Raw genomic sequence first — 24,861 nt, forward strand, 5'->3', positions numbered from 1 at the left:
GTAAGGAATTTTTTTGGAAGCGCTTTTGGCCTATAATATATTACAGATATCTGTAAGGCTTTGCAATATCTTAACAATGCTTTTTTGATTTTTCAAGATCACTTATCAAAGGTTCCTCTCTTCCGAATCCTTACTCAAAAAAGCTCCCCTTACATCGCACATGCGCTGCAGACATAAACTGGGGCTGCTCTGGGTGCTTCTGCTCACTGGATGTGATGCTACCGATTCGCTGCAGTCGGGAGAAGCTATCTCGTTGGCGCCAGGTAGGGGGTCGTTTCTATACCCCTACCCTTTCTTTGAACAGCCCCTGACTGTATGGTATTACCTGCCCGACAACTTTCCTCCTGATGGGCGCGTCGTGATTGTCATGCACGGGGTGAAACGTAACGCACATACCTACCGCGATCAGTGGATCTCTCATGCCCGTCGCTTTCACTTCCTGGTGCTGGCCCCACGATTCCCAGCGCAACAGTTTTCAAGCCGCGGCTACCATCAGGGAAACATGCAGGATGCCCAGGGACGCTTCCAACCAGAACGGCTCTGGACGTTTACGGTTATTGATTCACTGTTTCAGTACGTGCGGCGTCTGCTGCAGCTCACTACCAACCGGTTTGCCCTTTATGGACACTCTGCTGGTGGCCAGTTTGTCCATCGATACGCGCTCTTTCGGTCCTCCACGCAGGCCGACCTGCTGATTGCTGCCAACACAGGCTGGTACACGCTGCCTCGGTGGGACATTACATACCCCTATGGCCTGAAAGGAAGCCCCCTCACTCGTGTGGACGAGGTGGCCCGCGCGTTCCAGCGCCGGCTCATTGTACTGCTGGGCGAAAAAGACACCGATCCCCAGGATCCGTATCTGAACAATGCACCGGAAGCGCGGGCGCAGGGTCCCCACCGCTTAGCCCGCGGTCTGTACTTCTACCAGAACGCCCGGCAACAGGCCGACTCGCTGGGCCTTCCTTTCTGCTGGGGATTGCAAACCGTGCCTGAGGTGGGCCACAGCAACCGGGGTATGGCTGGACCAGCGGCCCAGCTCATCGCGTTCCCTCCGGACTCCATCATGCGGTGTGGGAAGTCGGCCTCATCCTCGTAGGCGGCGCCAGAGCGCTCGGCCCACAAAGCGCAGCCGATCCCCCGTGGGAAAGCGGGCCAGCACTGTTTTCACCACGCCCTGCGTAAAACGAGTGCGGCGGCTGTAATCAATGGGCACATCCACCACCACGACTTCGCCTTCCTGCGACCAGGCCAGCGCCTCCCGTAACATCGGCGCAAGCGCTTCAGGTTCGCTGCTCAACCGAACGTACCGTCCCCCCACAGCCCGGGCAATACCTTCCAGCCGCACCTCACCGAGCACCGTGCAGGTCTTCCGGTTATAGGGGATCTCCTGCCCCTGGGAAATCTGACTCAGCTCCCCATCGTGAAAGACGCAGCAAAGCACGCCCACGCCCATGCGCCGGGCTGTCAGCAGCTCAAGCCCTGTCATTAAAAATGCCCCATCGCCGACAATTGCCACAACCGGTCGGTCTGGGTAGGCCAACCGAGCGCCTATAGCAGCCGGCACCGCATAGCCCATGCAGTTGAAGTCGGATGGCAGAATAAGCGTACGCGGCTGCCGCACCTCGAACAGCTCAGCAGTTAGATAGGTGTGGTTCCCATCATCCACGGTAACGATTGCCTCGTCAGGCAGCACCGCCCGCAGCGCATCAAAAAAGTAAGCCGGGTTAACACGCGCGCCACTGTTGTGCCGATACCAGGCTTCCCGATAGGCTCGTTTGTCAGCCTGAAGCTGCTGCGCAACAGCTTCTCGACGTGCCGGTCGATCAACGCCCATATCTCGCAGGGCCTCCAGCAGGCGAGGCAGCACAACCCGACTGTCGCCGGCAATGGCCACCTGAGCCGGATAGTTGGCGTTCAGCACCTGAGGATCCAGGTCGATATGCACAAGCGCTCCGGGCACGCGCACGCCAAAGCTGCCCGTGGGAATCTCGGCAAACCGAGTCCCGACCGCCAGGAGCGCATCGCAGTCCTCAAAGGCACGCTCGGCGGCCGGCACCGCCGCCTGCGAAAAACCCATGCCCGCATGCAACGGATGGTTTCCCGGGAAGGCGCTCAGTCCCTGCAGCGTGGTGGCCACCGGAGCCCCCAGCCGCTCTGCCAGCTCCATCAGCGTCTCCGTAACATCGACCGCGCCCCAGCCGACAAAAATGCCCGGACGTTCTGCCCGGGCCAATACCCGGGCAGCCTCTTCGATCAGCGCTTCGTCTGGCGCTTCCGGAGGCGGCGGGGGCCTGAAGGTTGGCAGCGCCGGGACTTCATCCCGGAAGAGCTGTACATTGACGGGAACTTCTACAAAGACAGGTCCAGGCACGCCTGAAACGGCTGTCCGGTATGCTTCAAAAATTGTCGGAACGATTTCATCGTGTCGGTGCACGCGCCAGAACCCCTTCGTGACGGCTGCCACCAACCGCTCCTGATCTATTTCGTGGAGCTGAAAGCGATAGGGCACGTCGGTGCGAATCCCGCCCGAAATAACCAGCAATGGCACCCCGGCCAGATAGGCCTCTCCCAGTCCTCCCATGGCCAACGCGGCACCAGCCGCCGGCACGATGGCCAGGGCACCGATACGATCAGGCGCCACCCGACTGAGGGCATCTGCCATAAAGGCTCCTCCTCCTTCGTGCGTCACCAGCACAGGTCGCACGCGCTCACTCTGGCCCAGCTCATCGTACAATTCCGTTACGTGCACACCGGGAATCCCAAAGGTGAAAGGCACGGGCAGCTGCTCCAGTGCATACCGAATCAACCAGGCTCCGCTTTTCTTGGGCATGGTGCTGATTCCAGGATGGTTATAAATGACGCGCTGTCAGGCGGGCGGTAAGAATACAGCCGCCCAGAAACGTGCCTTCCAGCGATCCCTGTCCATGCATTCCCCCGCCTCCGAAACCGGCTGCTTCGCCTACCGCGTAGAGGCCAGGCACGGGCGTATCGTCGGGCCGCAGCACCTGGCCTTCCAGATTGGTTTTCAACCCTCCCAGACTTTTTCGGCTCAGGATAAAGCAGCGGATGGCAATCAGGGGTCGGGCGCTGGGATCTAAAATGGGCTGAAAGCGACACAGCCGCAAACGATCTGCTCGATAGGTACGAAAGTTCATCAGGCGTCGCAACTGTTCGTCATTGAAAAAAGCAGGCCCTCGTTCAATCATGGCATCATAGGCTTGAATATCGCGAAGCATGCCCTCCCCATCAATCTGCAATCCGAACAGACTGCGCGCATTCATGCCATCAATAAGCGCAGCGGGCGTATCGGCCACAACAATGTCGTCAGCGCATTCATCAATGAGCCGTTGTACCAGGCGATGGTTGCCACGCACCAGCTCCCATAGCATACGCAAGCGCTTTTTATAGCGAAATGCTTCCATATAGTCGCAGCCCGAGACGGCCAGTTCTCGCACTGCGATCTTGTAATTGAGCACAAGCCAACTGTACTGGCCGGGCTGACGCAGAATCTGTTCGACAAGCCAGCGCGTGTCGGTATAGCCTACCAGAGGGGGCGGTCCGATGCGACGGCCTCGTGCATTACACCAGAGGGCCGATCGGGGTGGAACCAGACTCAAACCGTCATGGGGGCGTCGACGGGCCGGATGGTGCACGCCAGCCGCATAATGCCACTGAAGATCCAGATGAGTCAGATGAGCGCCCAGGGCGGCTGCGCGGTCGTGCAACAGGCCATCCGCATAGCGATGCGCTCCGTTCAGCAGTTTAGGAGGGGGGTTGCCCCAGGGGCGATACCAGTGGGCCCGTAGCTTGCTCAGATCCCCTCCGCAGATGCCCCCTGAGGCAACCACCACTGCTCCTCCGCGCGCCTCAAAGACAGGACCGTCTGGCTCCACATGTCCCTGCACGCCCACCACATGCCCTCCTTCCTGGATAAAATCCGTCACCGCATGCCGGAAATACAAGGACAACCGATGCCGGTTCGGATGCGCTTCCAGTGCAGCGAGAATGCGCTGGACAATCTCGTATCCCGTGCCCCAGGCAATATGCCAGCGCGGCACCGAGTTGAGCGGCTCGTAGAGGCCTCGTTCTGGCCAGTACACCAGCGGCAGGAAGCGCACGCCCAGCTTGTCTAGAAACTCGAAGATAAGGGGAATCGAATGCTCACAATAATGTTGTGCCCAGCGGCGCGGCCAGTGGTCTTCGGGACCAAAGCGGGCGCAGCGTTGCCAGTCGCGCCAGGCCAGCTCCGGGCTGTCCTGAATGCGCAGGCGCCGCTGATGGGGTGTATCGACCAGAAAGATACCCCCGAACGACTCGCGCGCCAGTCCCCCCAGTCGCTCTGGCTCATCGCGATCAAGCAACACGACCCAGCGATTCTTTCCCAGAAGTTCCAGGGCCGTAACGAGACCAGCCAGTCCTCCCCCGACAATGATTACGTCTGCCTCGTAGCGTAACGGTGGCATGATAGGACCCGTTGGTAAATCCTGACTTCTGGCTGGGAAAATACGCCTGCTATGGGGACAAAATACGCCTGCCCATCTATTTATATTTGCACCTCTCCATCAGGAAATGCCCTTTGCCAACTCCGCCTGTTTTTCATAGGCTCAAAGGAGCGCGCGCTTTTCACCTCTTCCCTTGCAGGAGTGCAACTTTTGTTGGATTTTGTAGCAGCGAGAAGCTTTACAATGAAGTTGTCTATGCCGACCGAAACAGCTCGCCAGCGGATCGACGCCATCTTAGAGCGTCTTCGCAGCGCTTACCCGGAGGCTACGACTGAACTTCGCTGGGCTACTCCTTTCGAATTGCTTATCGTAACGGTTCTTTCGGCTCAGACGACCGACAAGAAGGTCAACGAGATTGCGCCTGAGCTTTTCCGGCGATACCCAACCGCCGAAGCGCTGGCACGCGCCCGTCCCGAAGAGCTCGAACCCCTCCTGCGACCGCTGGGCTATTTTCGCCAGAAAGCTCGAACCATTGTACGTCTGGCCCGCCAACTGGTCGAACGCCACGGAGGCGAGGTCCCGCGTAGCATGGAGGCGCTGACCGCGCTACCGGGCGTAGGACGCAAGACGGCTGCGATTGTGCTGGGCACCGCTTTTGGCATCCGAGAAGGCATCGCCGTTGACACCCATGTCCGTCGCGTTGCCCAGCGCCTGGGTCTGACCGCACACAAAACGCCCGATAAGATCGAGCAGGATTTGATGACCCTTGTGCCTCGTGCAGACTGGACATGGTTTGGCCATGCGCTGGTGCTGCATGGCCGCTACGTGTGCCTGGCGCGCCGTCCTCGCTGCAGTCAGTGCGCACTGGCCGATGTGTGTCCGCGAATCGGTGTCGCCGTGGCTGCCTGAAACGGCTTACTCAGCCCAGAAAGCGTCCTTAAAATGCGTGATTTCTGGCGGCTGCCCATTGCGCAGGACAATGGCCACGACGTCGAACCGGCAGCGGGCGCGTTGCAGGTGGTGTTCATACAAATAGGCGCGCGCTGCCCGGATCAGGTGCCGTCGTTTTTCGGGCGTGACAGCTTCCTCGGGTCGCCCGAAGTCCAGGCTGCGTCGGGTTTTCACCTCAACAAACACGATCTCGCCGCCATCTTCAGGACGAGGCGCCGGTTCAAAACACACCAGGTCAATTTCTGCCCGTTCAAAGCGATACTGGCGGGCCAGAATACGATAGCCCTGTTGTTCCAGATAAGCGGCTGCCAGCTCTTCTCCCTGCTGGCCAATCGAACGTGTGTCCATGAGCATGCGCACGGCTGCGTGTCAGGCCCGTGAACGAAAACGCACGGGATCTCGTTTCCTCCGCGCGCATTCGATGCGAGCCGTTTGTAGTTTATAGCGAAAAATCGTCCGTACGGATGGCCTCACAACCGCGACCCCTCATTACGTTGACCACTGATTTTGGCACGCGAGACGCGTACGTGGCTGCCATGAAGGGGGTATTACTCGGTCTGGCCCCCCAGGCTCAACTGGTGGATATTACGCATGACATTCAGCCCCAGGATGTGATGGAGGCGGCCTTTGTGTTGCGCGAGGCGATCCCTTATTTTCCTCCAGGCACGATTCACCTGGTTGTTGTTGATCCAGGCGTAGGCACAGAGCGACGGGCCGTAGCGCTTCGCCATGGCTCTTACTGGTTTGTGGGACCGGATAACGGACTGTTCACGCTCGTGCTGGGCACCGAGCATCCGGATGAGCTCGTCGAGCTTAATCGACCATCCTTCTGGCGCACGCCAACGCCCAGCCAGACCTTCCATGGGCGCGATATCTTCGCGCCAGCAGCCGGCCATCTGGCCGCCGGTCGTTCGCTTCAAGAAATCGGAACCCCGATCGAACGGCTTACTACGCTGCGCTGGATGGAACCATCCGCCAGTAACGAAAGCATCCACGGCTGGGTCATTCACGTAGACCGCTTTGGCAATTGCATTACGAATATCTCCCGGGAATTATTTGAGCACTACCGCGCAGACCGTCCGTTCAAATGCTACGTGGGCAGCACCCCCTTTACGCAGGTGCAGCCTACGTATGGAGCAGTAGCCCAGGGCGAGGCGCTTCTCCTGTTCGGCAGCAGCGACTTCTTGGAGATTGCGGTCAATGGCGGCAATGCGGCCGAGCTGCTCGGCATTCGTCAGGGGACACCGGTCCACATTATCTTTGAACAGAAACCGACGCGCAACCGCTCATGAATGCCTTGCAGGCTACCCCCCGCGCCCTGCTTACCCATCTGGATGAGCTTTACCGGTTGGCGCAACTGCTAACGCCTGATGCAGAAACGGCCGTCCGACTGGTCCGAACGGTATACCGGGAAGCGCTGGACGCCCCCCCGCCGGCTGATCAAGCCAGAACCTGGCTGATCGCCCGGTTGCTGCATCACGCGCAGGCTTCCAACACAGCGGAAACCTCAGGCCTGGCCGCCAGCCAGGAATTGGCAGAACGCATTTTGAGCCGGGTGCTTCCTGCTGCGATCGCTTTGCTGGCAACGCGCGACCGGCTATGGCTGTACCTGTGTGACGTGCTGGAACTAACGCCTGAGACGGCTGCTTCCCTGCTGCAGGATTCGCCGGAAGGCTACACCCGAGCGCATCAGGCCCTGCGCGGAGCACTCAGCCGGTATCTTACCGCCGGCCAGTTTGCGCTGCTTGAGTTTGGACTATCCGAGGCCCAGATTCGGTCCCACCTGCGGCAGGCCCTGGGTCGCCTGTTACAACCGCCGCCTGGTGCCTTGCGCACGGAACTGCTCAACCTGACAGGTAGCCCGTCGCTTGCGTCTGCCCCCCCGTCTCGATCGGTCGTGCACCACCCGGCCACCCGCACGCTCGTGGCCGTTCTGATCGTGCTGATGGCTGGCTTGCTGGGCTGGCTTGCCTGGCGAAGCACCCGCCCTGCTCCATCGCCTTCAGCCTCTCGTCCTTCTGACCTGATCCGTCGGTCTGTCGAGCTGGCTGCTTCATTGACCGTTGAGCAGCCGCTGACGCATCCAGCCGAAGCCGAACGCTACCTGGCCCAGCAGGGCTGGCGCGTCGTCATTCCCGACATTGCGGACGCCCGGCTTATCGGGCTAACGCAGGCACCTGTTCTGCCCGAGCTGAACGTTCCCGTACTGCTTTTCGAAGATCGCAAAAGCGGCCATACCCTGGCAATCTACCTCTACACCTACGCCCTGCTGGATCGTTATCAGAATCGGTTGTTGCTTGATCCCGATGTGCTGCGTCAGATTGAAGAAGAGCAGCATTTTGACCTGCATGTGCTGGGACGCCAGCAGGTGCTCGTCTGGCGCTACCGGGACGACATTTACGTAGCGGTTACGGAAGGAGACGCTGCCGCCCTGCGCGAGCGCATAGCGTTTCCGTCGTGAGTCAGCGCAGCGGCAGCGTGATGCGAAACGTCGACCCCTGGCCTGGCCGGGACTGCACCAGCGCAATCGTCCCTCCATGGTAGTCTTCTACGATACGTTTAGCCAGGCTGAGTCCAAGACCCCAGCCTCGTTTTTTGGTGCTGTAGCCTGGTCGGAAAATATTTCTCCACTGGCGTCGGTCGATACCGCGGCCCGTGTCCTGCACGTCGATCTGCACAGCGTCTCCCTGCACGCGGGCACGCACTTCAATGCGACCGTCCGTTCCTTCCATCGCATCCAGCGCATTCTTGAGTAAATTCTCAATCACCCACTCAAACAGCTCGGCATTAAGCGGTACCCGAATGTCTTCCGGAACCTGTACCACCAGCGTTACCTGTTTGCCCAGACGCGGCATGCGACGCCGTATGTAGTCGGCAGTGTTCTGGATAACAGGAGCCAGCGGTTGCTCTTTGAGCCGCGGCAGCGACCCGATTTCTGAAAAGCGTTGCGCGACCCGCTTCAGGCGTGCAATGTCTTTTACAATTTCGTCAAGTGCTTCCTGCTGCTGCGCCGGTGCAAGGCTGTGGGTGCGGAGCAGCTCGACCCAGCCCATCAGGCTGGAAAGCGGGGTGCCGAGCTGATGCGCCGCTTCCTTGGCCATGCCTACCCAGAGACTGCGCTGCTCACTGCGCCGCACGTACGAAAAGCCGAGGTATCCGACCAAGATGAAAAGCCCCATCACAAAAAGCTGCACGTATGGAAATATCCGAAGTTGGCGAATCAGGCGCGACTCTCCGTAGTGCACGTACTGCACCAGCTCGGTATCCTGGAAACGAAGTCGAATAGGAATGGGCCGGTGGACGCGATCCATTTCGGCTACCAGAGCGCGCAGGCGTGCCATAGCCCGCGCTGAGTCGGCAGGCGACAACCCCTCCAACGAATCTGGCACCGGCACATTGCGCCAGAACAGGGGGTGCAGCCCCGTTGCATCGGTGATAATAGCAGGAATATCAAAAGCCCCTTCCAGGACAATCTCACTGGCGAGCGTCACGTCAAACGTAGGGGGCATGGTGCGCGCCCAGGCCAGCGCGGCCCGATACCGGGTGAGCTGTTGATTGTCTATCGCCGTTAACCGATCAAGCTGTTGCTCCAGTTGCTGGAATACGTCCAGGTAAGGATTAACGTGCGTGCTCGCAGCCAACTGCTCCTGTGCGGCTGCCCAGAGACGCACTAAAAATTCTTCCCGTTCTCGCAGCCGGTTGGCCAACCAGTTTGTATAGGCAACGGAAGCGACCGCGATTGCCACCGCAGCAATCACCAGACCGAGTTTTAAGTTGACCGAAAGGCGATAGGCCTTCATAGCATTCCGGATTGCTTATGCCAAAACGCACCAGGCGCCTGTTTCCAACCGGACAACGATAATCCAGGGTCCAGTTATGCAGGATAACCGATTGTTTCGGTGGTTCCTACTCAAAAAGATCGGGCTGGAGGCGGCGTTGTTTGATCAGGTCGATCAGTCGTCGATTGGCCCGGGGAAAGGCATAGTGATCCAGCTCTTCCAGCGGGACCCAGCGCAGCGGAAGCCCGGCTCGCGAACGCGGCTCTCCTTCTTGCAGGGTGCACTGGAACGCATGCAGCGTCACGCGAAAGTGCGTGTAAGCGTGGCGTACCCTGGCCAGGCAGGGTCCCACAGCTACCCGCACGCCCAACTCCTCGTACAGCTCACGCGCACAGGCTGCTTCCAGCGACTCACCGGGCTCTCGTTTACCACCCGGAAATTCCCACAACCCTCCCAGCATCCCTTCTTCCGGGCGACGTTGAATTAGCACGGCACCTGCCTCATTGATCAGAATTCCCAGCGCTACTTCATAGTGCGGCACAGGGGCTCGGGGCGCCTGAACGGGAAAAGCCGTTGGATTGCCTAAAGCCCGGGCCTGGCATACGCTGCGCAGGGGGCAGTCGCTGCAACGGGGTTGTACCGGCGTGCATACGGTAGCCCCCAGCTCCATCATGGCCTGGTTGAACGCTCCAGGCGCCTCAGAAGGAATTAATGCATCGGCCAATTCTTGCAGGGCTCGCCGCGTCGCAGAAGCGCGAATGTCGTCGTCAATAGCCAACGCACGGGTTAGCACGCGCATCACATTGCCATCAAGCACCGCACGCGCCACCCCGAAAGCAATCGAGGCAATTGCCGCCGCGGTATACGGTCCAATACCTGGCAATTGCCGCAGCGCTTCGTAGGTCTTCGGCAACTGGCCGCTATGGTGGGCAACAATCTGGCGGGCTGCCCGGTGCAAGTTGCGTGCGCGTGCATAGTAGCCCAGTCCCTCCCAGCACCGTAGCACGTCGTCCAACGAAGCAGACGCCAGCGCTTCTACAGTCGGGAAGGCCTCCAGAAAACGCTCATAATAGGGACGAGCCTGGTCCACCCGAGTCTGCTGCAGCATGATTTCCGCTACCCATATCCGGTAGGGATCCTGCGTGCGTCGCCAGGGCAGATCCCGTGCATGCTGGCGATACCAATCGGGTAGCCTGTGAAACGTCTTTCGAATAGCAGGCGTCAGACGATCCAGATAAGACGTTTTGGAGGAAGCACGGCGGCTCATGCACAATTCCCGACAGCTTGTTGGCATAACATGCCTTCTGTACGTCTGCTTGCTGGTCGGGTTCGGTCCGAACCGCCTGCTTTTTGCGCAACCGATCTCTGCCGACACGCTCCGCCTCTCAGCAAATTTTCGTCTGGGTACCATTCACATCCTCGAAAGCGCCCCGCTACCCGCCGACGTCGTACGAGCCGCCCTACCCTTTCGTCCTGGTGACCCGCTGACCACTGAACGGCTTCAGGCCGGACTGGCTACCATTGCCCGCCTTTATGCCCGGGCTGGCTATCCCCTGGCGCGCGTTATCATTCGACAGCTCGACCTGGATCCTGCGCATCCGGACCGTTTGCTGCTTACCTTAACGGTAGAGCCCGGTCCTCGGCTCTATCTGGACCGCATCCTGCTCCAGGGCACCCGGCGAACACAACCTGCATTTGTAGCCCGACTGCTGCACCTGCGTCCTGGCCAGTGGTTGCGCCCGTTCGACCCGGAACGGATGGCGGAGCGTCTGGCAGCCAGTGGCTTGTTTCGTCGCGTCGATCCCCCGCTGTTATACCTGACCGGCGACACCACCGCCGCTCTGGTCTTCTCACTCGAAGAAGCGCCCCCTGGCTCGTTTAACCTGCTGCTGGGCTATCAACCCGCCGGCAACGGACGCGGCGGCCTGGTCGGCAGTGGCCATCTGTGGCTGCGCCACCTCTTCGGAGCCGGACGCGAACTGGAACTACAATTAGAACGGCTACCCGGACGCATCAGTCGCTTCCGATTGGAAGCTGCTGACCCGTTTCTTCTAAGCACAGCGTTCTTGATTCGATTCAGCTTTATAGGACGCCAGCAGGACTCCACCTACAACCGCCAGGATGTGCGCCTGACGCTGGGATACCAGTTCCCGTCTGGCCTGCAGATAACCAGCTCCTGGCGACAAGAAATTACACGCCCTGGCCCCGCAGGACTTCGGCTGGCAGGAAGCCAACAACGCATTGCCCGGGGAAACGCTACACTTCTGGGCTTTGGCCTGCGCTGGCAACAACTGGACCACCCGGTCGCGCCACGCCGAGGCCTGATGCTAACGATTCAGGCTGAACGTGGCCGCAAAACCCGAAGCACTCGCCAGCTTGCCGGCCTCGACACAATCCGCGTCCAGACGCGCACGCGGCAGGACCGTCTGGAAGCTACGCTCCGTTTTTACCACCCGCTGACCGGCCGGCTGGTTCTGGTAGGTGGAGGCGAGCTGGCTTTGCTACGCGCCAGTCAGTACGACGCTGCAGATCTCTACCGGTTAGGTGGTGCGCGTTCCCTGCGCGGCTATAATGAAGAACAGTTTGTGGGCGTGCGCACCGCTCGGGTACTGGCCGAAGTGCGCTACCTGCTCACATTACCGACGTTTATCTTTGCGTTCCTGGATGTGGGCTACGTGGCCACGGCACCCCGACCCGATAGGCCCATCCGCACTACCTGGCATCCAGGGTATGGACTGGGAGTCCAGGTGGAAACCGGCGCAGGCTTACTGAACCTGAGTTATGCCCTGAACCCGAATGAACCGATGCTGGACGGACGGCTGCACCTACAACTAATGCTGGCGCTGTGAGGCAATGACCACGACGTTTTACGCTCCCCCGGACGCTTTCCAGAATGGCTGGGTCCGGCTTCCCGAGGAAGAAGCCCACCATGCACTGCGCGTGCTGCGCCATCGCACGGGCGATGAAGTAATTGTCGTGGATGGCGTAGGCGGATGGCACCGCTTGCGCCTGGAGCAAGTAGACCGACGTACTGTGCAGGGACGTATCCTAGAAACGCGCTATGAGGTGGGCGAACCCTCCTACCGTCTGACCATCGGGCTGGCCCTGCTCAAACAGACGGCTCGTTTTGAAACGTTTCTGGAAAAGGCTGTCGAACTGGGCGTACATGCCATTGTACCCTTGATCACCGCTCGAACAGAGCGCACGCACTTTCGCCTGGATCGAGCACGACGGCTGCTCATTGCCGCCATGAAACAATGTGGCCGTAGCCGTCTACCCGCGCTACATGCTCCCCGGTCGTTTACGGATATATTAAACGCCTCTGAACCCCTCCGCCTGCTCTGTCATGAGCAGCCAGGCCGTCCACGCCAACGGTTGCATGCGTTGCTGCAGCCTGCCATTGAGGAGGCCCTCGTATTGATAGGTCCGGAAGGCGGGTTTACGGAACAGGAAGTGCAGCAAGCCGAAGCGGCCGGCTTTCAACTGGTTTCCCTGGGCGCGCGCCGACTGCGCGCCGAAACAGCCGCCCTGGTAGCGGCCAGTGCTTTCCTTCTATGCCAGGAAATGTAACGTTACAACCCGATAACCCAGACCGCATCAGGCTATGCTGAAAAGTACAACGCCCTCTATTGAAGGCCGACGGATTACCGCATACCACGGCATCGTAACCGGTGAAGCCATACTGGGGGCCAATATCTTTCGGGACCTGTTTGCAGGCATTCGCGACATCATTGGGGGCCGCTCAGCCGCTTACGAAAAAGAACTGCGCAAAGCGCGCGATCTGGCCTTTGCTGAGATGGAAGAAAAAGCCCGCCAGCTTGGCGCCAATGCCATTGTAGGCATCGACATTGACTATGAAACCATCGCGGCTGGAGGAAGCGGCAACATGCTCATGGTCAGCGTAAGCGGTACGGCTGTCACCGTTGCATAAACGCCGGGTTCTCAGCCAGAAGCCCCAGAAATGCCCTGCGAGCAAAGCAGGGGCTGGGTGTCCGCTGGAAATCTATCTCTACAAACCTGCATAGCAGACTCGGCCCTTTACGGCTTTCCCCTTGCATAGGGAGCAGTTCCCAGGGATGGAAGGGGTGCCTTAGAATCTACGTGTTGCCAGAGCCGCTCTGGTAAGCAAAATACCCCCCTCTTCCCCCTTTCCTCGGAGAAGAGAGGGGCTCTCCGAAGCGGGTGCGTCTGCCAAGATAGCTCCAGGCTGTCTCCTGATGCAATCGCTCAAGGCCAGAGGCAGCCAAGACCGTCCATTGCCTTACCAGAAGGGGTTACCTGTTACGCTCATGCTGCTTCTGCAAACGCCTCCGTCCCCTGTCAGGCCTCCGTCTTTCGAGCTAGACTGTCTCCAGGGCCTGCTCCAGGTCCAAGATGAGATCAGCCGGGTGCTCAATACCCACAGAAAGCCGAATCAGGTTATCCCGAATGCCAATGCGCCGCTGTTCTTCAGGGGGCACGTCAGAGTGCGTCATGGTGGCAGGATGCTCGGCCAGCGACTCCGTGCCGCCCAGACTCACGGCTAGCTTGATGAGCTTCAGACTGTTCAGAAAGCGGAACGCCTCGGCCTCTCCCCCCTGCACCTCAAATGAAATCATTGCGCCTGGACTTTTGCACTGGCGTCGAAAGATTTCGTACTGCGGATCTTCTTCTTTGAGGTGCCCAAGGTAATAGACGCGCTCAACTTTGGGATGCTCAGCCAGAAAGTCAGCCACGCGCCGGGCGTTACGCGCCTGTTTTTCCATGCGGATTTTAAGCGTTTCCAGGCTGCGCATGAGCAGCCATCCCGTCCAGGGTCCTGCCATAGAGCCCGTGAAGGTACGCGTAGCCTTGATGGCTTTCATCAGATCACGGGAGCCCAAGGCGGCTCCGGCAATAACATCGCTGTGACCGCCAATGTATTTGGTCGCTGAATACAGCACGATATCTGCGCCGTGCTTGAGTGGATGCTGCCAGAGAGGCCCCAGGAACGTGTTGTCTACCATGACCAGAACGGGACGCTCTGGGCGGCTATGATCCCGGGCAATGCGGGCGCACGCCTCCAGGTCCACCAGTCGGTTGGTCGGATTAGCCGGCGTTTCAACATACAGCACGCGCAATCGCTCGCCGATACCTGTACGCTTGATCAGAGCGCGCACTTCGTCTTCCGGGGTACCCGCCAGAAAGCCTACCGCCTGAACGCCCCACTCGGGCAGAATATGTTTTAGCAGGTAGTCGGTGCCGCCGTAGAGTGGTTCGCTGTGCAGCACAACATCGCCAGGCCGGAGGAACGTGAGCAGCGATACAAAGATGGCCGCCATGCCACTTTCAAAGACGGCAGCATCTTCGGCATCGTCCCAGAGCGTAAGCCGATCTTCGAGGATCTCCAGGTCGGGGTTATTCAAACGGCTGTAGATGAGTCCAAGCTGCTCGGCGCGTTCCGGCTCACGCAGGCCATAGGCCAACTCAAAAAAACGCTTGCCCTCCTCAGCCGACTGAAAGACAAACGTCGAAGTTTGAAAGATCGGGCACTTGAGCGCCCCTTCCGACCACTCAGGTCGGTAGCCGTAGCTCATCATCAGGCTTTCCGGATGCAAGCGATGGCCGTTGATTTCGGCGGGCCATTTGGGCTTGGGTTTGCGCGGCATAACCTTCAGCGTAGTTGATTACCGGGGATTTCCTTCAAATTCGAAAACGCTTCCAGTAAGTGCAAAGCCTTCAGGAGCTTTTGCCTGCTTCTTTACGGAAGCCTTACTGCACCAACTGGTTGTATTCAGACAGATGCGATGGGTCCAGCTCGCTCAAAATCGTAAAGGCTTCCTGGGCGAAACGCGATCCTTCAAAAATGGCTGCCAGTTCCTGATACTTGGCTGTAAAGAATAGATCCATGACATACGGACGCGATACTTCCTGATAAAGCGCCTCCATCGAACGCAGCACTTCGAGCACCGCCGTACGGGCTGCTTCGGGATCCTGCACAAACCGATCGAGCCCTTCAAAGTGATACTTGAAATAAGCTTGCCGAACCGACCGGTAGCGCGGGTCCAGCAACTGCGTAATCAGCGCAACGCGGCTACGGTCATCACCAATCTGGTTCCACCCACTGGCACCGGCCGCTTGCGCCAGCTCTGCAATGCGGCGAGCCTGCTCGAAAAACGGTGTACCGCCCAGTTCGCTGAAGGTATCGTAGTCGTAGCCTAAGATAATGAACGCGTAAAAATCAAGCACCGACGTTAGCGGATGAAACTGCTCCAGATTAAAAATCAGCGGCGTCCCCTGCGGATAGTCGAATTCCCAGTTTGGATCGCTGAGCTGCAGCACCGTTGTGTACTGCGTTGTGCCATAAATGGGACGCCGTGTTGCCAGTATCAGCCGGGCCCGGAAACGCGTCAGCGTGATGGCTTCTTCGAAAAAGATCTGCACGGTACAGTCGATGCGCTCAATGTCCTCAAACACGTCGTCTGTCCAGCGGCGTTCGTTCAGGTAACGACGAATCTGATCCGCCAGCTCACTGAGATAGTCATACTGGGAACCCTGAAGCTGCTGGTAGTTAACCGAGACGTTACAGTTCAACTCCTGGGCCTGGAGCGGAATCGTTGTTACCAATAGCAGGCCCAGCACCCATCCGGTAACGCTATGTTGGCGGATTGATGCCATACCGGCCGTTGGTACGGCGGCTCGTAGCACGTGTTTCCCATGATCAGCGGATTGACTTCCGAGTTGCATCCTTAAACCGATCTGTTTGGCAACCATGTCTAAGGTCGTCAGGCTACTGAGCACGCTGCTCTCCCTCGCTCTGATCAACGTTGCCCAGAGCCAATCGCTGGAAGGTGGTGCGCGGGCCATTGCACTTTCCGGGGCCACCACAGCCCTGGCAGCCGACGTCTGGGCGCACGCCAATCCGGCTGCATGGGCTGGTTTTCGACAAGCGGCGCTGTCGTTGATGGCCAGCCAGGCTTATGGCCTTGAAGCATTGCGGTTGGGTGCTGCCACCTATGTCCAGCCGATTGCTCGCCTGACGTTAGCGCTGGGCGCCCGCACTTTCGGGTTCGAGGCCTACCGCGCCACGCACTTCTGGCTTGGAATAGCCCATATCGTATATCCAGCCACCCGGCGCCCACTCCAGCTGGGCCTGAGCGTGCGTTACCAGCGCATTGCTATTGAGCGCTACGGAGCAGCCGGTACCCTTGGCCTCTGGGCAGGCTTGCGGGCAGGCGTTTTTCCCTGGCTTTCCGTAGGGATGGCCGCAACCAACCTGAACGCCCCACGCCTGGCAGGCCGTGAGCGGCTCCCTCGCACCCTGCGTCTGGGTCTGGCGTACCACCCTCCGGCTCCTTTTCAACTGTTGCTGGACGTATCTAAAGACGCACGCTATGCACCTGATCTGCGGGTGGGACTGGAGGTGCAGGCCCTGCCCTTCCTGACGCTTCGGGCCGGAACCGGCACGTTGCCCGGCCGCTTCACAGCCGGCTTTGGTCTGTCGGCTGGACTCCTGCAAACCGATGTCGCCGTCGAATACCACACGATTCTAGGCTGGTCGCCCGCCCTTTCCATAACGCTTATCCCCTGAGGTATCATGCGTCCTTGCGTCCTGATCCTGCTGCTTTTGCCAATGCCTGTCGCTGCCCAGCGCATTGCCCCCGACACGCTTTCGTCCCTCGCCCTGGTGGAAGCAGCTCTGGAAGGGATAACGCTCGAGCCTGCCGCACTGGAAGCGCTCGTCACCTGGCTGGAAGAACGCCGACGGGATCCTCTGAACCTAAACACCGCTTCAGCGGCCGAGCTTTCGCAGCTACCAGGTCTTTCTCCCCAGCTAGCCCGCCAGATTGTGCGACATCGCCGGCGCCATGGTCCCTTCACCAGACTCTCAGATCTGCTGCTTGTGGAAGGATTTTCAGCAAGCTTGCTACATCGCCTGCGTCCGTTTGTAACCGTCCGCCCTGAGCAGAACAAGCCTACTGTCTCAGGGTATGTGCTTCAGCGCCTGGACTACCTGCCTCATCAAACAGATAAGGCCTATCCGGGCCTCCCGGTCCGTCTGCAAACGCGCCTTCGGTTACGCTACGGCCATCTGGAAACCGCGCTTACGCTGGAAAATGACCCGGGAGAGCCGTTTCGCTGGGATCCGGCTACCCACACCTACGGCTTCGATCATCTCGCCGGCTTTGTGGCCTGGCGCTCAGCTGGCCGCCTACGGCAACTTATCGCTGGTGACTTCAGCGCGCGTTTTGGCTCCGGACTGACGCTCTGGTCGCTACCCACCATCGACAGCTATCAGGCCGCTGTCGATGCCCCGCTCCGTCAGGGATCAGGCCTCATGCCCTACAGCGGCACAGACGAAAACCGCTACTTCCGGGGCCTGGCCCTGACGCTGGCGCCTACTTCCACCCTGATGCTTTCTCTTTTTGTTTCGCGCCGGCGACTGGATGCCCGTCTTGACACCCTGGCAGCTTCCCAGCAGACCGGCGTGGTTAGCCTCCCCACCACGGGTTTGCATCGGACACCTGCCGAACAACGCCGTAAAGGGATGCTGCGCAACAGCACGCTGGGTGGGGCATTGACCGTTGAACATGCCTATGGCCAGGTAGGCCTGGTCGGTTACATTGTTCATTTTGCTCCCCCACTCCAACGGTCCCCCCTTCTTCATAACCGCCATGCCTGGCGCGGCCGCACCGCCCGTACGCTGGGGTTTTTCAGCCAGTTTCACCTTGGACAAGCCCTGCTTAGCGCTGAAATTGGCGGTACGCCTGGCCGCCCCCCGGGCGTAGTAGGAGCGTTATCCGGTCCGTTAGGCCGCTCTGCCCGAGGCACCCTGGCCTGTCGCTATCTTCCCACCCGCTTCTTCAGCCCGTATGGAGATCCCTTCGACACGCGCAGCGGTGCCCCTGCCGGAGAAATCGGTTGCTATGCGGGACTGGAGCTCGCGCCAGCGCCAGGATGGCAACTCTCGGCCGCCTTCGATCAATATCAATTATCCTGGCCTCGATATGGACAATTCTGGCCAACCACCGGCCGCATCCACTGGCTACGTCTTACGGTTTATCCCCGCCCCTGGCTGAAGACGTACCTGCAGTTTCGCTATGACCTTGCAGCATATCGCACAGAAGTGCCAGGGCCGGCTGTCGCTACCTTCAAGGCCACTGCCCCCGAACACTACCTTTCCCTCCGCTGGCATGGCACCTACACCTTTAGTCCCATGCTACACCTTGAAAGCCGCCTCGAATACGCCCACCGCCTGCGCGCGACCAGCCGCTCCACTGGCTGGCTGTTTTATCAAGGATTGCGCTGGCGCCCCTCCTCCTGGCTTCAGGTGGACGTCCGCCTGACGGCTTTTAGCAGTGCGCCATCGCTCCTCCTGTATGTTCCCGAACCGGGATTGCGCTACAGCATGTCCCTGGCAGCGCTACGTGGCCAGGGCCAGCGCGCTCTGCTTCGCTTGCAACTTAGACCGCTTTCGCATCTGTTGCTGCAACTTCGTCATACCAAAATTATGGTAGAAACTATGGGTTGGAACATACAATCCACCTGGCAATTTCTTTTGCTGTGGCAGATAGGTTAAGTGCCGCTCTGAGCTGTCGATTCTTCCTTACGTAACCGGTCACACGAACCGGACACGGATTATGCCTGAATCTTCTAAGCCACGGCTGCTAGCCGTCGAAGACAATCCGGAAACCCGGTTGCTGCTGCGCTATTTTCTGCAGGAGCACTTCGATCTGCTGCTGGCCGCTACCTTTGACGAAGCGCTGGAGCTTGCTCGTCAGGAGCACGCAGAAGTGCTGTTACTCGACATCAATTTAGGCGAAGCGCGCACGGGCATTGACCTGCTGCATGAACTTCGCGAACGCCTTTCTTATAGCAACACGCCCGCCATTGCCTTTACCGCGTACGCTCGCCCAGAAGATCGAGAACGTTTTTTACAAGAAGGATTTGACGAATACCTGACCAAACCTTTTACCCGCCAGCAACTGCTCCGGGCTATCGAATCGGCCCGGACTCGCCGTTCCTGAGTTTTTTGCGAAAGCCGATCCAGCCTCTCCCTTCCGACGTATCTGGGAGAGGATACAAAACTGAGCGGCATTTACCCTATGGTTCGGTCGTCTCCGTTTCTCCTTCTGTTGTTGCTCTGGACAGGCTGCCACCCTTCCCGAACCTATGAAGTGCGGGGGCGCGTCGTTGGCTTTAGCGATGATCCGCACACGCTCTTCATTCAGCATGAAGCGATTCCGGGCTACATGCCAGCTATGACCATGCCCTTCCGCACCCCCGACACAGCGGCTGTGGCGCAACTGTCGCCTGGAGACCTGGTTCAGTTCACTTTTCACGTCACGCGCGACAGCTCATGGATCACGGATATCCGCCGCCTACCTCCTGATGCGCAGCTAGCGCTGGATGCAGGTCCACGCCCTACCCTCCATGGCCTTCCCCTGCTGCAGGAAGGCGACCAGCTTCCCAATGTTACCCTGCTGACCCAGGATAGTCTGTTGTTACATACAGCCGAACTGCGAGGCCGCGTCGTAGTGCTCACATTTATTTACACGCGCTGTCCGGTACCTGACTTCTGTCCCCTCATGTCCCGTCATTTCCAGCAACTTCAGCAGCCGCTCAAAGCGCGCTTTGGCGACCGCACCCGTCTTCTGACAATTAGCTTTGATCCGGCTTACGATACGCCCACTGTTTTGCGCCGGTATGCCCGGCAGTACACCGACGACACCCATCACTGGATTTTTGCGACGGGCGACTCCACTACCATTTACCAACTGGCCACCCAATTTGGCGTGCATTATGAAGCCGCCTCCGGTGAAATCATCCATAACCTGACGACAGCCCTGGTGGGGCCCGACGGCCGCATCGCTCGCATCTGGCGAGGCAACCGCTGGCAACCGGAGGAGGTCCTGCACGCAGTAGCACGCCTGCTGGAGTAACCTTCAACGCCAGACGCGGCGCCACCGTCTGTCTGACACGCGGTAGCTCATCCCTACGCGCAGATCTAACCGCAGATGCGAAAAAATGCGAAACTGCGCGCCCAGTCCTCCTCCTAGCGCCCCTATGTTTTTTACCGGCTGCCCCTCCTTATCGAAAGCCCGAGCGCCCCGGAATGGCCGAACAGCCTCGGCAAACCCGTACAGATAAAGGGCTTCAATGTACAGGGGTAGCAGTACAAACCCGTTGTCCACAAACTTTAACGGTACCAGGGTGAGTATCCCCAGCCGTCCAAAAAGCCCTCGATCCAGGAAAATGTCATCCCATCCTCGGGGCAGAAAGCGCGTCAGGTCGTAGATGGCGCCACGGTTTTGCCAGAGCAATCCGGCCTCCAGCCGGATTCCCACGTTATAACGGGCCAGTATGGGGACATACCCATACAAGCTGGACCAATAGGTTGCTCGCAGCGGAAAGTCTGTGCGGGACAGATCCCAGAGCATACGGGTAGTCCAGCTTAGCCCCTGATTAGGCATAAGATCCCGCCAGTTCTGCTGCAGTCGATATGCCAGCGTAACGATTGGCTCCAACGTAGTTCGGGCGTCGTCGGCCAGGGTAGGCTGTCCGGGCCGCGTGTGCCAGAAGAAGCGCTCATACTCGTAGCGGCTCTGAAGCGTCAGTAGCAGCCAACTGGTGTAAATGTTGGATTCTAACAGTACAGGCAGCGTTGCGCTAAGGGCTACGCCGCGCCGTTCGCGTCCGACTCGTCGGACTACCGAGCGCCGACGCTGCGGATCGTACAGCCGCACCAGTGCACTGGACGGTAAATCGTACAGGAACAGTCCTGGTCGAAACGGCCAGCCGCCATAGGCCAGCCACAGGCTGCCCCAGAGATAGCCCTGTCGGTAAAAACTGTGCAGCCGATAGCTCCAGCGCTGGAGCGGATCGGCTCCTTCCAGGCCCAGTCCGACGGCCCAACTCAGTCCATCTCCGAACCGATCGTTTCTGACTTCTGGAGGAGCCCAGAGCATATAGACCAGGCGGGGGCGCCACAGGTAGCGCCAGGCGCGATAAGGATGCGTGGCAGATGCCTGAACGCCATCGCTCTGGGTGGTAGCTACTGCCGGTGCCAGTTCAATAGGAGCGAGCCAGTCGGCCGGTACCTCTACAGCTCGCTCCGGCTGGAACGGCATGCGCACCAGTTCATAGCGTTCGTGGCGGTAGTGAATGAAGGCCAGCCAGCGGCTGTCTGGTGAAAGCGCTGCTTCCAGCGCGCCAAAAGGAACGTTTGTGAGCCGAAGCACCCGTCCTGTCTCCACCTCCAGGGCATAGATATTGGGCACGCTGTCCGGATCGGCCGTAAAAAGCAGCCACCGGCCGTCAGCGCTCCAGCTTAGATCGTAGATCGCACCGGTGCGAAATGCCAGCCAGGGCTGCAACCGCAGGCGTCCTTCCGCGTCGCGCTGCGCCCGGAAGATGCCCTGCCGTCCCCAGTAGTGGAGCAAAACGGCCACTTGTCTGCCCCATGGATCAGGTGCCAGTTGCAGAAAGAACACCCGGTCCATTGCCATCACCGGCTCAATCTGCCCGGATGGCGTGATGCGCACCCATTGGTTATAGAACCCCTGATTCTGGAGCGCCCAGACCGAACCATCCGGGGCCATAACCGGCGCATAAACCCGCCCCCCATGCGTCAGGCGCTGCACGCGGCCGTTCAGCTCCAGGCGATAGACTTCGGCAGTCAGCCGGCCTGACAGCAAAGGATCCGGTACGTAGCGAGCTACCAGCAGCGCTTGTCGGTCTGGCGTCAGGGCATAGCGCACGTCTTCTGGCGCGTCGAAGGTGCGCACCCGCTTCATTCGTCCACTCTCTACATCGAAACGATAATAGCCCGGCCGCTCCTGATAGCCGCGCACATAGGCCACCAACGTGCGAGCGTCCAGCCAGTAAGGTCGCCGGATGATCAGTCCGCGCTCAGACCGCACCACCTGCATTTCCGTAAAGGGAGCGCGACGAGCCAGCGCAGCCGCTACCTGAGCTTGCACCTCCTGCCTGAAATGCTGGCCCAGTTCCCACGGGACCTGGCGCGTTCCATACCAGAGGGCCGCGCCAAAACCGAGCAGCGGCATGCGGTGGAACCAGCGAGTAGTCCGCCAGAGAAAATCTGCGCGTCCCTGGCCAAAGAGATACTGCACCAGATGGCCGCCTCCATTGTAGTGCCGGTCAAACGGCCAGGTATACGCAGGCGCCTCCAGCAACTGCGCCAGCCGCCAGGGCCGCCGGGCTGCCATCGCGGCCCGAAACTCCATTGTAAAAAAGGGAAAGCGCAGTCGTCCGGCCCCACCTGGGATCTGACTTTCGTAATACACCGCCACGCCTTCGGCAAAGCCTGCCGGCGCCCATAAATTAAGCAAGCGGCTCCAGTCCGGTCCGAGCAATCGCAGCCCCCATCCGATTCCCATTCCCGCATTCACTTCCGCATGGGCTGCATGCACCAGCTCATGCGGAGCGACGGCATGGGGCCAGCTATAAACAGACGGGGCCACGCGAAGCCCACGCAGCCGACTGACGGTAATTTCCTGCCGATACGGCAGAGCCGATACAAAGCCATTGCCGACGTCCTGATAATCGCTCAGAATCACCGGAACGCGAAATGCGTGCTGTACGCCTACGAATGCGCGTACGCTATCGTAATATGCTTCAAGCAGAGCTGCCAGCTCCCGGGCTTCGGATTCACGCCCCACCTGATAGATCAGCTCAAAATGCGTTTGTGGCAGCACGCGATACTGCACACCTGGCGGCCGATAAACGGCTCCATACCACTGCGCCCGGAGGTTCTCGGCAAAGCTTCCAAGCAGCAGGACCAGCAGGAGTGCTGTGTGACGCATGGGACTCCGTTGTGCTTTGGCGAAAAGATACGCACACTTAACATGCGTTGCAGAATACGCACGCAGAATTGGTTCCAGCCCAGGCGCCTGGATGGACCTTATAGTTTCGAGCCTGCGCTATCTCTGTCAGATAAGTCCGAGCAGACGTGGTAGCCAGAGGGACAGTCCGGGAATGAACGTTACTGCCAGAAGAGCAACGAGCAGGGCAATGTAGAAAGGCAGCAATGGACGTACAACCTGCGTGACAGGTACTCCTGCTATGCCACATCCAGCAAATAGCACCGTTCCGACCGGCGGAGTGCACAATCCAATACACAGGTTCACTACCATTAGAATTCCGAAGTGCACGGGATCTATCCCCATTTCCATTGCTGTTGGCAACAGAATTGGCGTGAAGATAAGAATGGCCGGCGTCATATCCATAAATGTTCCTACGACTAACAACATTACATTGACAAGGAGCAAAAACACAACTGGATTTTGCCCTAAGGCGATTAAAGCTTCTCCTACGGCCTGCGGCACGCGTTCAAGCGCCAGAGCCCAGGACAGGGCCATACTGGTGGCAATGAGAAGCATGACGACAGCCGTTGTCTTGGCAGAATCTAAAAGCACCTCAACCAGTTCAGAGAGGCGAAGGGCGCGATAGATAACAGTAGACAGCACCAATGCATAAACGACAGCGATGGCGGCTGCCTCGGTTGCAGTAAAAATACCTGCTACGATGCCGCCGATCACGACAACAATCAATCCCAGGCTCGGCAGCGCATCCAGAAAGCATCGAAACAGTTCGCGTAGCGGAACGCGCTCGCTTGCCCCGAACCCCTTGATGCGAGCAACCACCCCGGCTACAATCATCAGTACCAGGCCCATAAGAATACCGGGCAGATATCCCGCCACAAAAAGCGCAGCTACTGAAAGTCCTCCGGAGGCCAGAGAGTAGACAATCAGCACGTTTGAGGGGGGAATCACGAGCCCTGTTGTGGCGCTCGACACGTTAACAGCTACGCTATAGCCCGGACTGTAGCCGGACGTCACCATCCGTGGATGCATTACACTTCCGATCGCGGCAGCTGATGCAATAGCACTGCCACTGATAGCTCCAAAAAACATGTTAGAAATAATGTTAACAAAGGCAAGCCCGCCAGGCAGGCTACTCACGAGCGTTCGGGCCAGCACAATCAGCCGTTGCGTGCTGCCACCTCGCCCCATGAGATTTCCTGCCAGGATAAAAAACGGAATGGCCAGCAGGGTAAACGAATCGAGTCCGGTGGCCACGCGTTGCGCTATGGCACTAACAGAAGGGGTAAAGTCCATGATGACCAGAAGAAAAAAGAGGGTAGATAGGCCGATGCAAAATGCTACCGGCACATTAAGCAAAAGCAAGCCCAGAAAAGAGAGAATGAGGACGATTACTTCCATCATACATCAACATGCTGTTTTCTATTGTAGTTCAACATGAATATGATAGCATAAAAAATCAGAAGCAGACCACTTATAGGCAGGACAGCATATATATATCCAATAGGAATACGCAATGCGGCAGACGTCTGATGTAGAGCCAGAGTTATATATACCAGTCTAATTCCCCCTATGACCAGGGCGAGCAGCGAAAAAATAATAACAGCAACTCCTTGAATATAAACTGTTACACGTCGACCGAGTGGCTTCATCATCCGATATAAGAAGTCAATGCCCAGATGGGCTCCTTTCCGATAGGCATAAGCTGCTCCTATCAAGGAAATCCATATAAGCAGATAGGTAGAAAGTTCTTCGGTAAACGAACTGGGATTGTTCAAAACGAAGCGGGTAAATACCTGCCATGTCACCACCATTACCATGGTGGCCATCAGCAATACCAGGGTATACTCGACGATCCGATCAATGCGTGTAGCCAGCCTTTCCATA

General features: G+C 58.8%; 21 protein-coding genes. 11 read left to right on the top strand and 10 right to left on the bottom strand.

The annotated features are described in order from the left end of the window. Nucleotides 1-160 precede the first annotated feature (160 nt). Nucleotides 161-1,096, top strand: a complete 936-nt coding sequence (locus BUA15_RS06295; protein ID WP_072715121.1) for an alpha/beta fold hydrolase — start codon at nucleotides 161-163, stop codon at nucleotides 1,094-1,096. Here BUA15_RS06295 and BUA15_RS06300 read toward each other — a convergent pair. Together BUA15_RS06300 and BUA15_RS06305 are read right to left on the bottom strand one after the other, a co-directional pair. Continuing rightward, nucleotides 1,085-2,830, bottom strand: a complete 1,746-nt coding sequence (locus BUA15_RS06300) for a thiamine pyrophosphate-binding protein (protein ID WP_072715122.1) — start codon at nucleotides 2,828-2,830, stop codon at nucleotides 1,085-1,087. The two genes, BUA15_RS06295 and BUA15_RS06300, sit on opposite strands and share 12 nt — an antisense overlap. Before the next feature lie 19 nt (nucleotides 2,831-2,849). Then, the gene (locus BUA15_RS06305; RefSeq protein ID WP_072715123.1) at nucleotides 2,850-4,463 is read right to left on the bottom strand and encodes an FAD-dependent oxidoreductase; all 1,614 of its coding nucleotides are present in this window, start codon (nucleotides 4,461-4,463) and stop codon (nucleotides 2,850-2,852) included. A gap of 234 nt (nucleotides 4,464-4,697) precedes the next feature. Between BUA15_RS06305 and nth the strand changes: the two genes are divergently transcribed. After that, nucleotides 4,698-5,351 (top strand): endonuclease III, encoded by a 654-nt coding sequence (nth, locus tag BUA15_RS06310; RefSeq protein WP_072715124.1) that lies wholly within the window; start codon nucleotides 4,698-4,700, stop codon nucleotides 5,349-5,351. A 6-nt stretch (nucleotides 5,352-5,357) separates the two neighbouring features. On the opposite strand, the gene BUA15_RS06315 is transcribed toward nth, so the two are convergent. Next, nucleotides 5,358-5,741, bottom strand: coding sequence for a YraN family protein (locus tag BUA15_RS06315; protein ID WP_072715125.1), 384 nt, complete (start codon nucleotides 5,739-5,741; stop codon nucleotides 5,358-5,360). A gap of 116 nt (nucleotides 5,742-5,857) precedes the next feature. On the opposite strand from BUA15_RS06315, the gene BUA15_RS06320 reads away from it, so the two are divergent. Both BUA15_RS06320 and BUA15_RS06325 read left to right on the top strand, forming a co-directional pair. Next, nucleotides 5,858-6,685 (top strand): SAM hydrolase/SAM-dependent halogenase family protein, encoded by an 828-nt coding sequence (locus BUA15_RS06320; RefSeq protein ID WP_072715126.1) that lies wholly within the window; start codon nucleotides 5,858-5,860, stop codon nucleotides 6,683-6,685. Continuing rightward, a complete protein-coding gene (locus BUA15_RS06325; protein ID WP_072715127.1) occupies nucleotides 6,682-7,854 on the top strand; it encodes an RNA polymerase sigma factor in 1,173 nt (390 codons plus the stop codon). Before BUA15_RS06320 ends, BUA15_RS06325 begins: the two co-directional genes overlap by 4 nt. Before the next feature lies 1 nt (nucleotide 7,855). On the opposite strand, the gene BUA15_RS06330 is transcribed toward BUA15_RS06325, so the two are convergent. Beyond that, nucleotides 7,856-9,193 (bottom strand): sensor histidine kinase, encoded by a 1,338-nt coding sequence (locus tag BUA15_RS06330; protein WP_072715128.1) that lies wholly within the window; start codon nucleotides 9,191-9,193, stop codon nucleotides 7,856-7,858. Between the two features lie 106 nt (nucleotides 9,194-9,299). Then, nucleotides 9,300-10,439 (bottom strand): A/G-specific adenine glycosylase, encoded by a 1,140-nt coding sequence (gene mutY, locus BUA15_RS06335; RefSeq protein ID WP_084660533.1) that lies wholly within the window; start codon nucleotides 10,437-10,439, stop codon nucleotides 9,300-9,302. On the opposite strand from mutY, the gene BUA15_RS06340 reads away from it, so the two are divergent. The 3 genes from BUA15_RS06340 to BUA15_RS06350 are packed head-to-tail and all read left to right on the top strand — an operon-like array spanning nucleotide 10,438 to nucleotide 13,103. Further along, entirely contained in the window at nucleotides 10,438-12,021 is a 1,584-nt protein-coding gene (locus BUA15_RS06340) for a BamA/OMP85 family outer membrane protein (RefSeq protein ID WP_245771949.1), read from the top strand. The two genes, mutY and BUA15_RS06340, sit on opposite strands and share 2 nt — an antisense overlap. A gap of 4 nt (nucleotides 12,022-12,025) precedes the next feature. After that, nucleotides 12,026-12,742: an RsmE family RNA methyltransferase gene (locus tag BUA15_RS06345; RefSeq protein ID WP_072715129.1), complete on the top strand. Its 717-nt coding sequence runs from the start codon at nucleotides 12,026-12,028 to the stop codon at nucleotides 12,740-12,742. A 34-nt stretch (nucleotides 12,743-12,776) separates the two neighbouring features. After that, on the top strand, nucleotides 12,777-13,103 hold the full coding sequence (locus tag BUA15_RS06350) for a heavy metal-binding domain-containing protein (RefSeq protein ID WP_072715130.1): 327 nt from the start codon (nucleotides 12,777-12,779) through the stop codon (nucleotides 13,101-13,103). A gap of 409 nt (nucleotides 13,104-13,512) precedes the next feature. On the opposite strand, the gene BUA15_RS06355 is transcribed toward BUA15_RS06350, so the two are convergent. Continuing rightward, nucleotides 13,513-14,799 (bottom strand): cystathionine gamma-synthase family protein, encoded by a 1,287-nt coding sequence (locus BUA15_RS06355; RefSeq protein WP_072715131.1) that lies wholly within the window; start codon nucleotides 14,797-14,799, stop codon nucleotides 13,513-13,515. A 103-nt stretch (nucleotides 14,800-14,902) separates the two neighbouring features. After that, entirely contained in the window at nucleotides 14,903-15,808 is a 906-nt protein-coding gene (gene porD / locus BUA15_RS06360) for a type IX secretion system protein PorD (RefSeq protein ID WP_072715132.1), read from the bottom strand. Nucleotides 15,809-15,902: 94 nt separating this feature from the next. On the opposite strand from porD, the gene BUA15_RS06365 reads away from it, so the two are divergent. From BUA15_RS06365 to BUA15_RS06380, 4 genes are all read left to right on the top strand, one after another. Next, nucleotides 15,903-16,721 carry a hypothetical protein gene (locus BUA15_RS06365; RefSeq protein WP_072715133.1) on the top strand — a complete coding sequence of 273 codons (819 nt, stop codon included), beginning with the start codon at nucleotides 15,903-15,905 and terminating at the stop codon, nucleotides 16,719-16,721. A 6-nt stretch (nucleotides 16,722-16,727) separates the two neighbouring features. Continuing rightward, nucleotides 16,728-18,710: a ComEA family DNA-binding protein gene (locus tag BUA15_RS06370; protein ID WP_072715134.1), complete on the top strand. Its 1,983-nt coding sequence runs from the start codon at nucleotides 16,728-16,730 to the stop codon at nucleotides 18,708-18,710. A 61-nt stretch (nucleotides 18,711-18,771) separates the two neighbouring features. Beyond that, complete coding sequence (locus tag BUA15_RS06375; protein ID WP_072715135.1) at nucleotides 18,772-19,158, top strand: response regulator; 387 nt, start codon at nucleotides 18,772-18,774, stop codon at nucleotides 19,156-19,158. A 78-nt stretch (nucleotides 19,159-19,236) separates the two neighbouring features. Beyond that, complete coding sequence (locus BUA15_RS06380) at nucleotides 19,237-20,073, top strand: SCO family protein (protein ID WP_072715136.1); 837 nt, start codon at nucleotides 19,237-19,239, stop codon at nucleotides 20,071-20,073. Between the two features lie 3 nt (nucleotides 20,074-20,076). Here BUA15_RS06380 and BUA15_RS06385 read toward each other — a convergent pair whose 3' ends face one another. The 3 genes from BUA15_RS06385 to BUA15_RS06395 all read right to left on the bottom strand — a co-directional run bounded on the left by BUA15_RS06385 (nucleotide 20,077) and on the right by BUA15_RS06395 (nucleotide 24,860). Then, nucleotides 20,077-22,956: a TolB family protein gene (locus BUA15_RS06385; RefSeq protein ID WP_072715137.1), complete on the bottom strand. Its 2,880-nt coding sequence runs from the start codon at nucleotides 22,954-22,956 to the stop codon at nucleotides 20,077-20,079. Nucleotides 22,957-23,082: 126 nt separating this feature from the next. Further along, nucleotides 23,083-24,375 (bottom strand): TRAP transporter large permease, encoded by a 1,293-nt coding sequence (locus BUA15_RS06390; protein WP_178139392.1) that lies wholly within the window; start codon nucleotides 24,373-24,375, stop codon nucleotides 23,083-23,085. Continuing rightward, on the bottom strand, nucleotides 24,375-24,860 hold the full coding sequence (locus tag BUA15_RS06395; protein ID WP_072715139.1) for a TRAP transporter small permease: 486 nt from the start codon (nucleotides 24,858-24,860) through the stop codon (nucleotides 24,375-24,377). Before BUA15_RS06395 ends, BUA15_RS06390 begins: the two co-directional genes overlap by 1 nt. Nucleotide 24,861 lies beyond the last annotated feature (1 nt).

Source organism: Rhodothermus profundi (genome assembly GCF_900142415.1).
GTDB lineage: Bacteria > Bacteroidota > Rhodothermia > Rhodothermales > Rhodothermaceae > Rhodothermus > Rhodothermus profundi.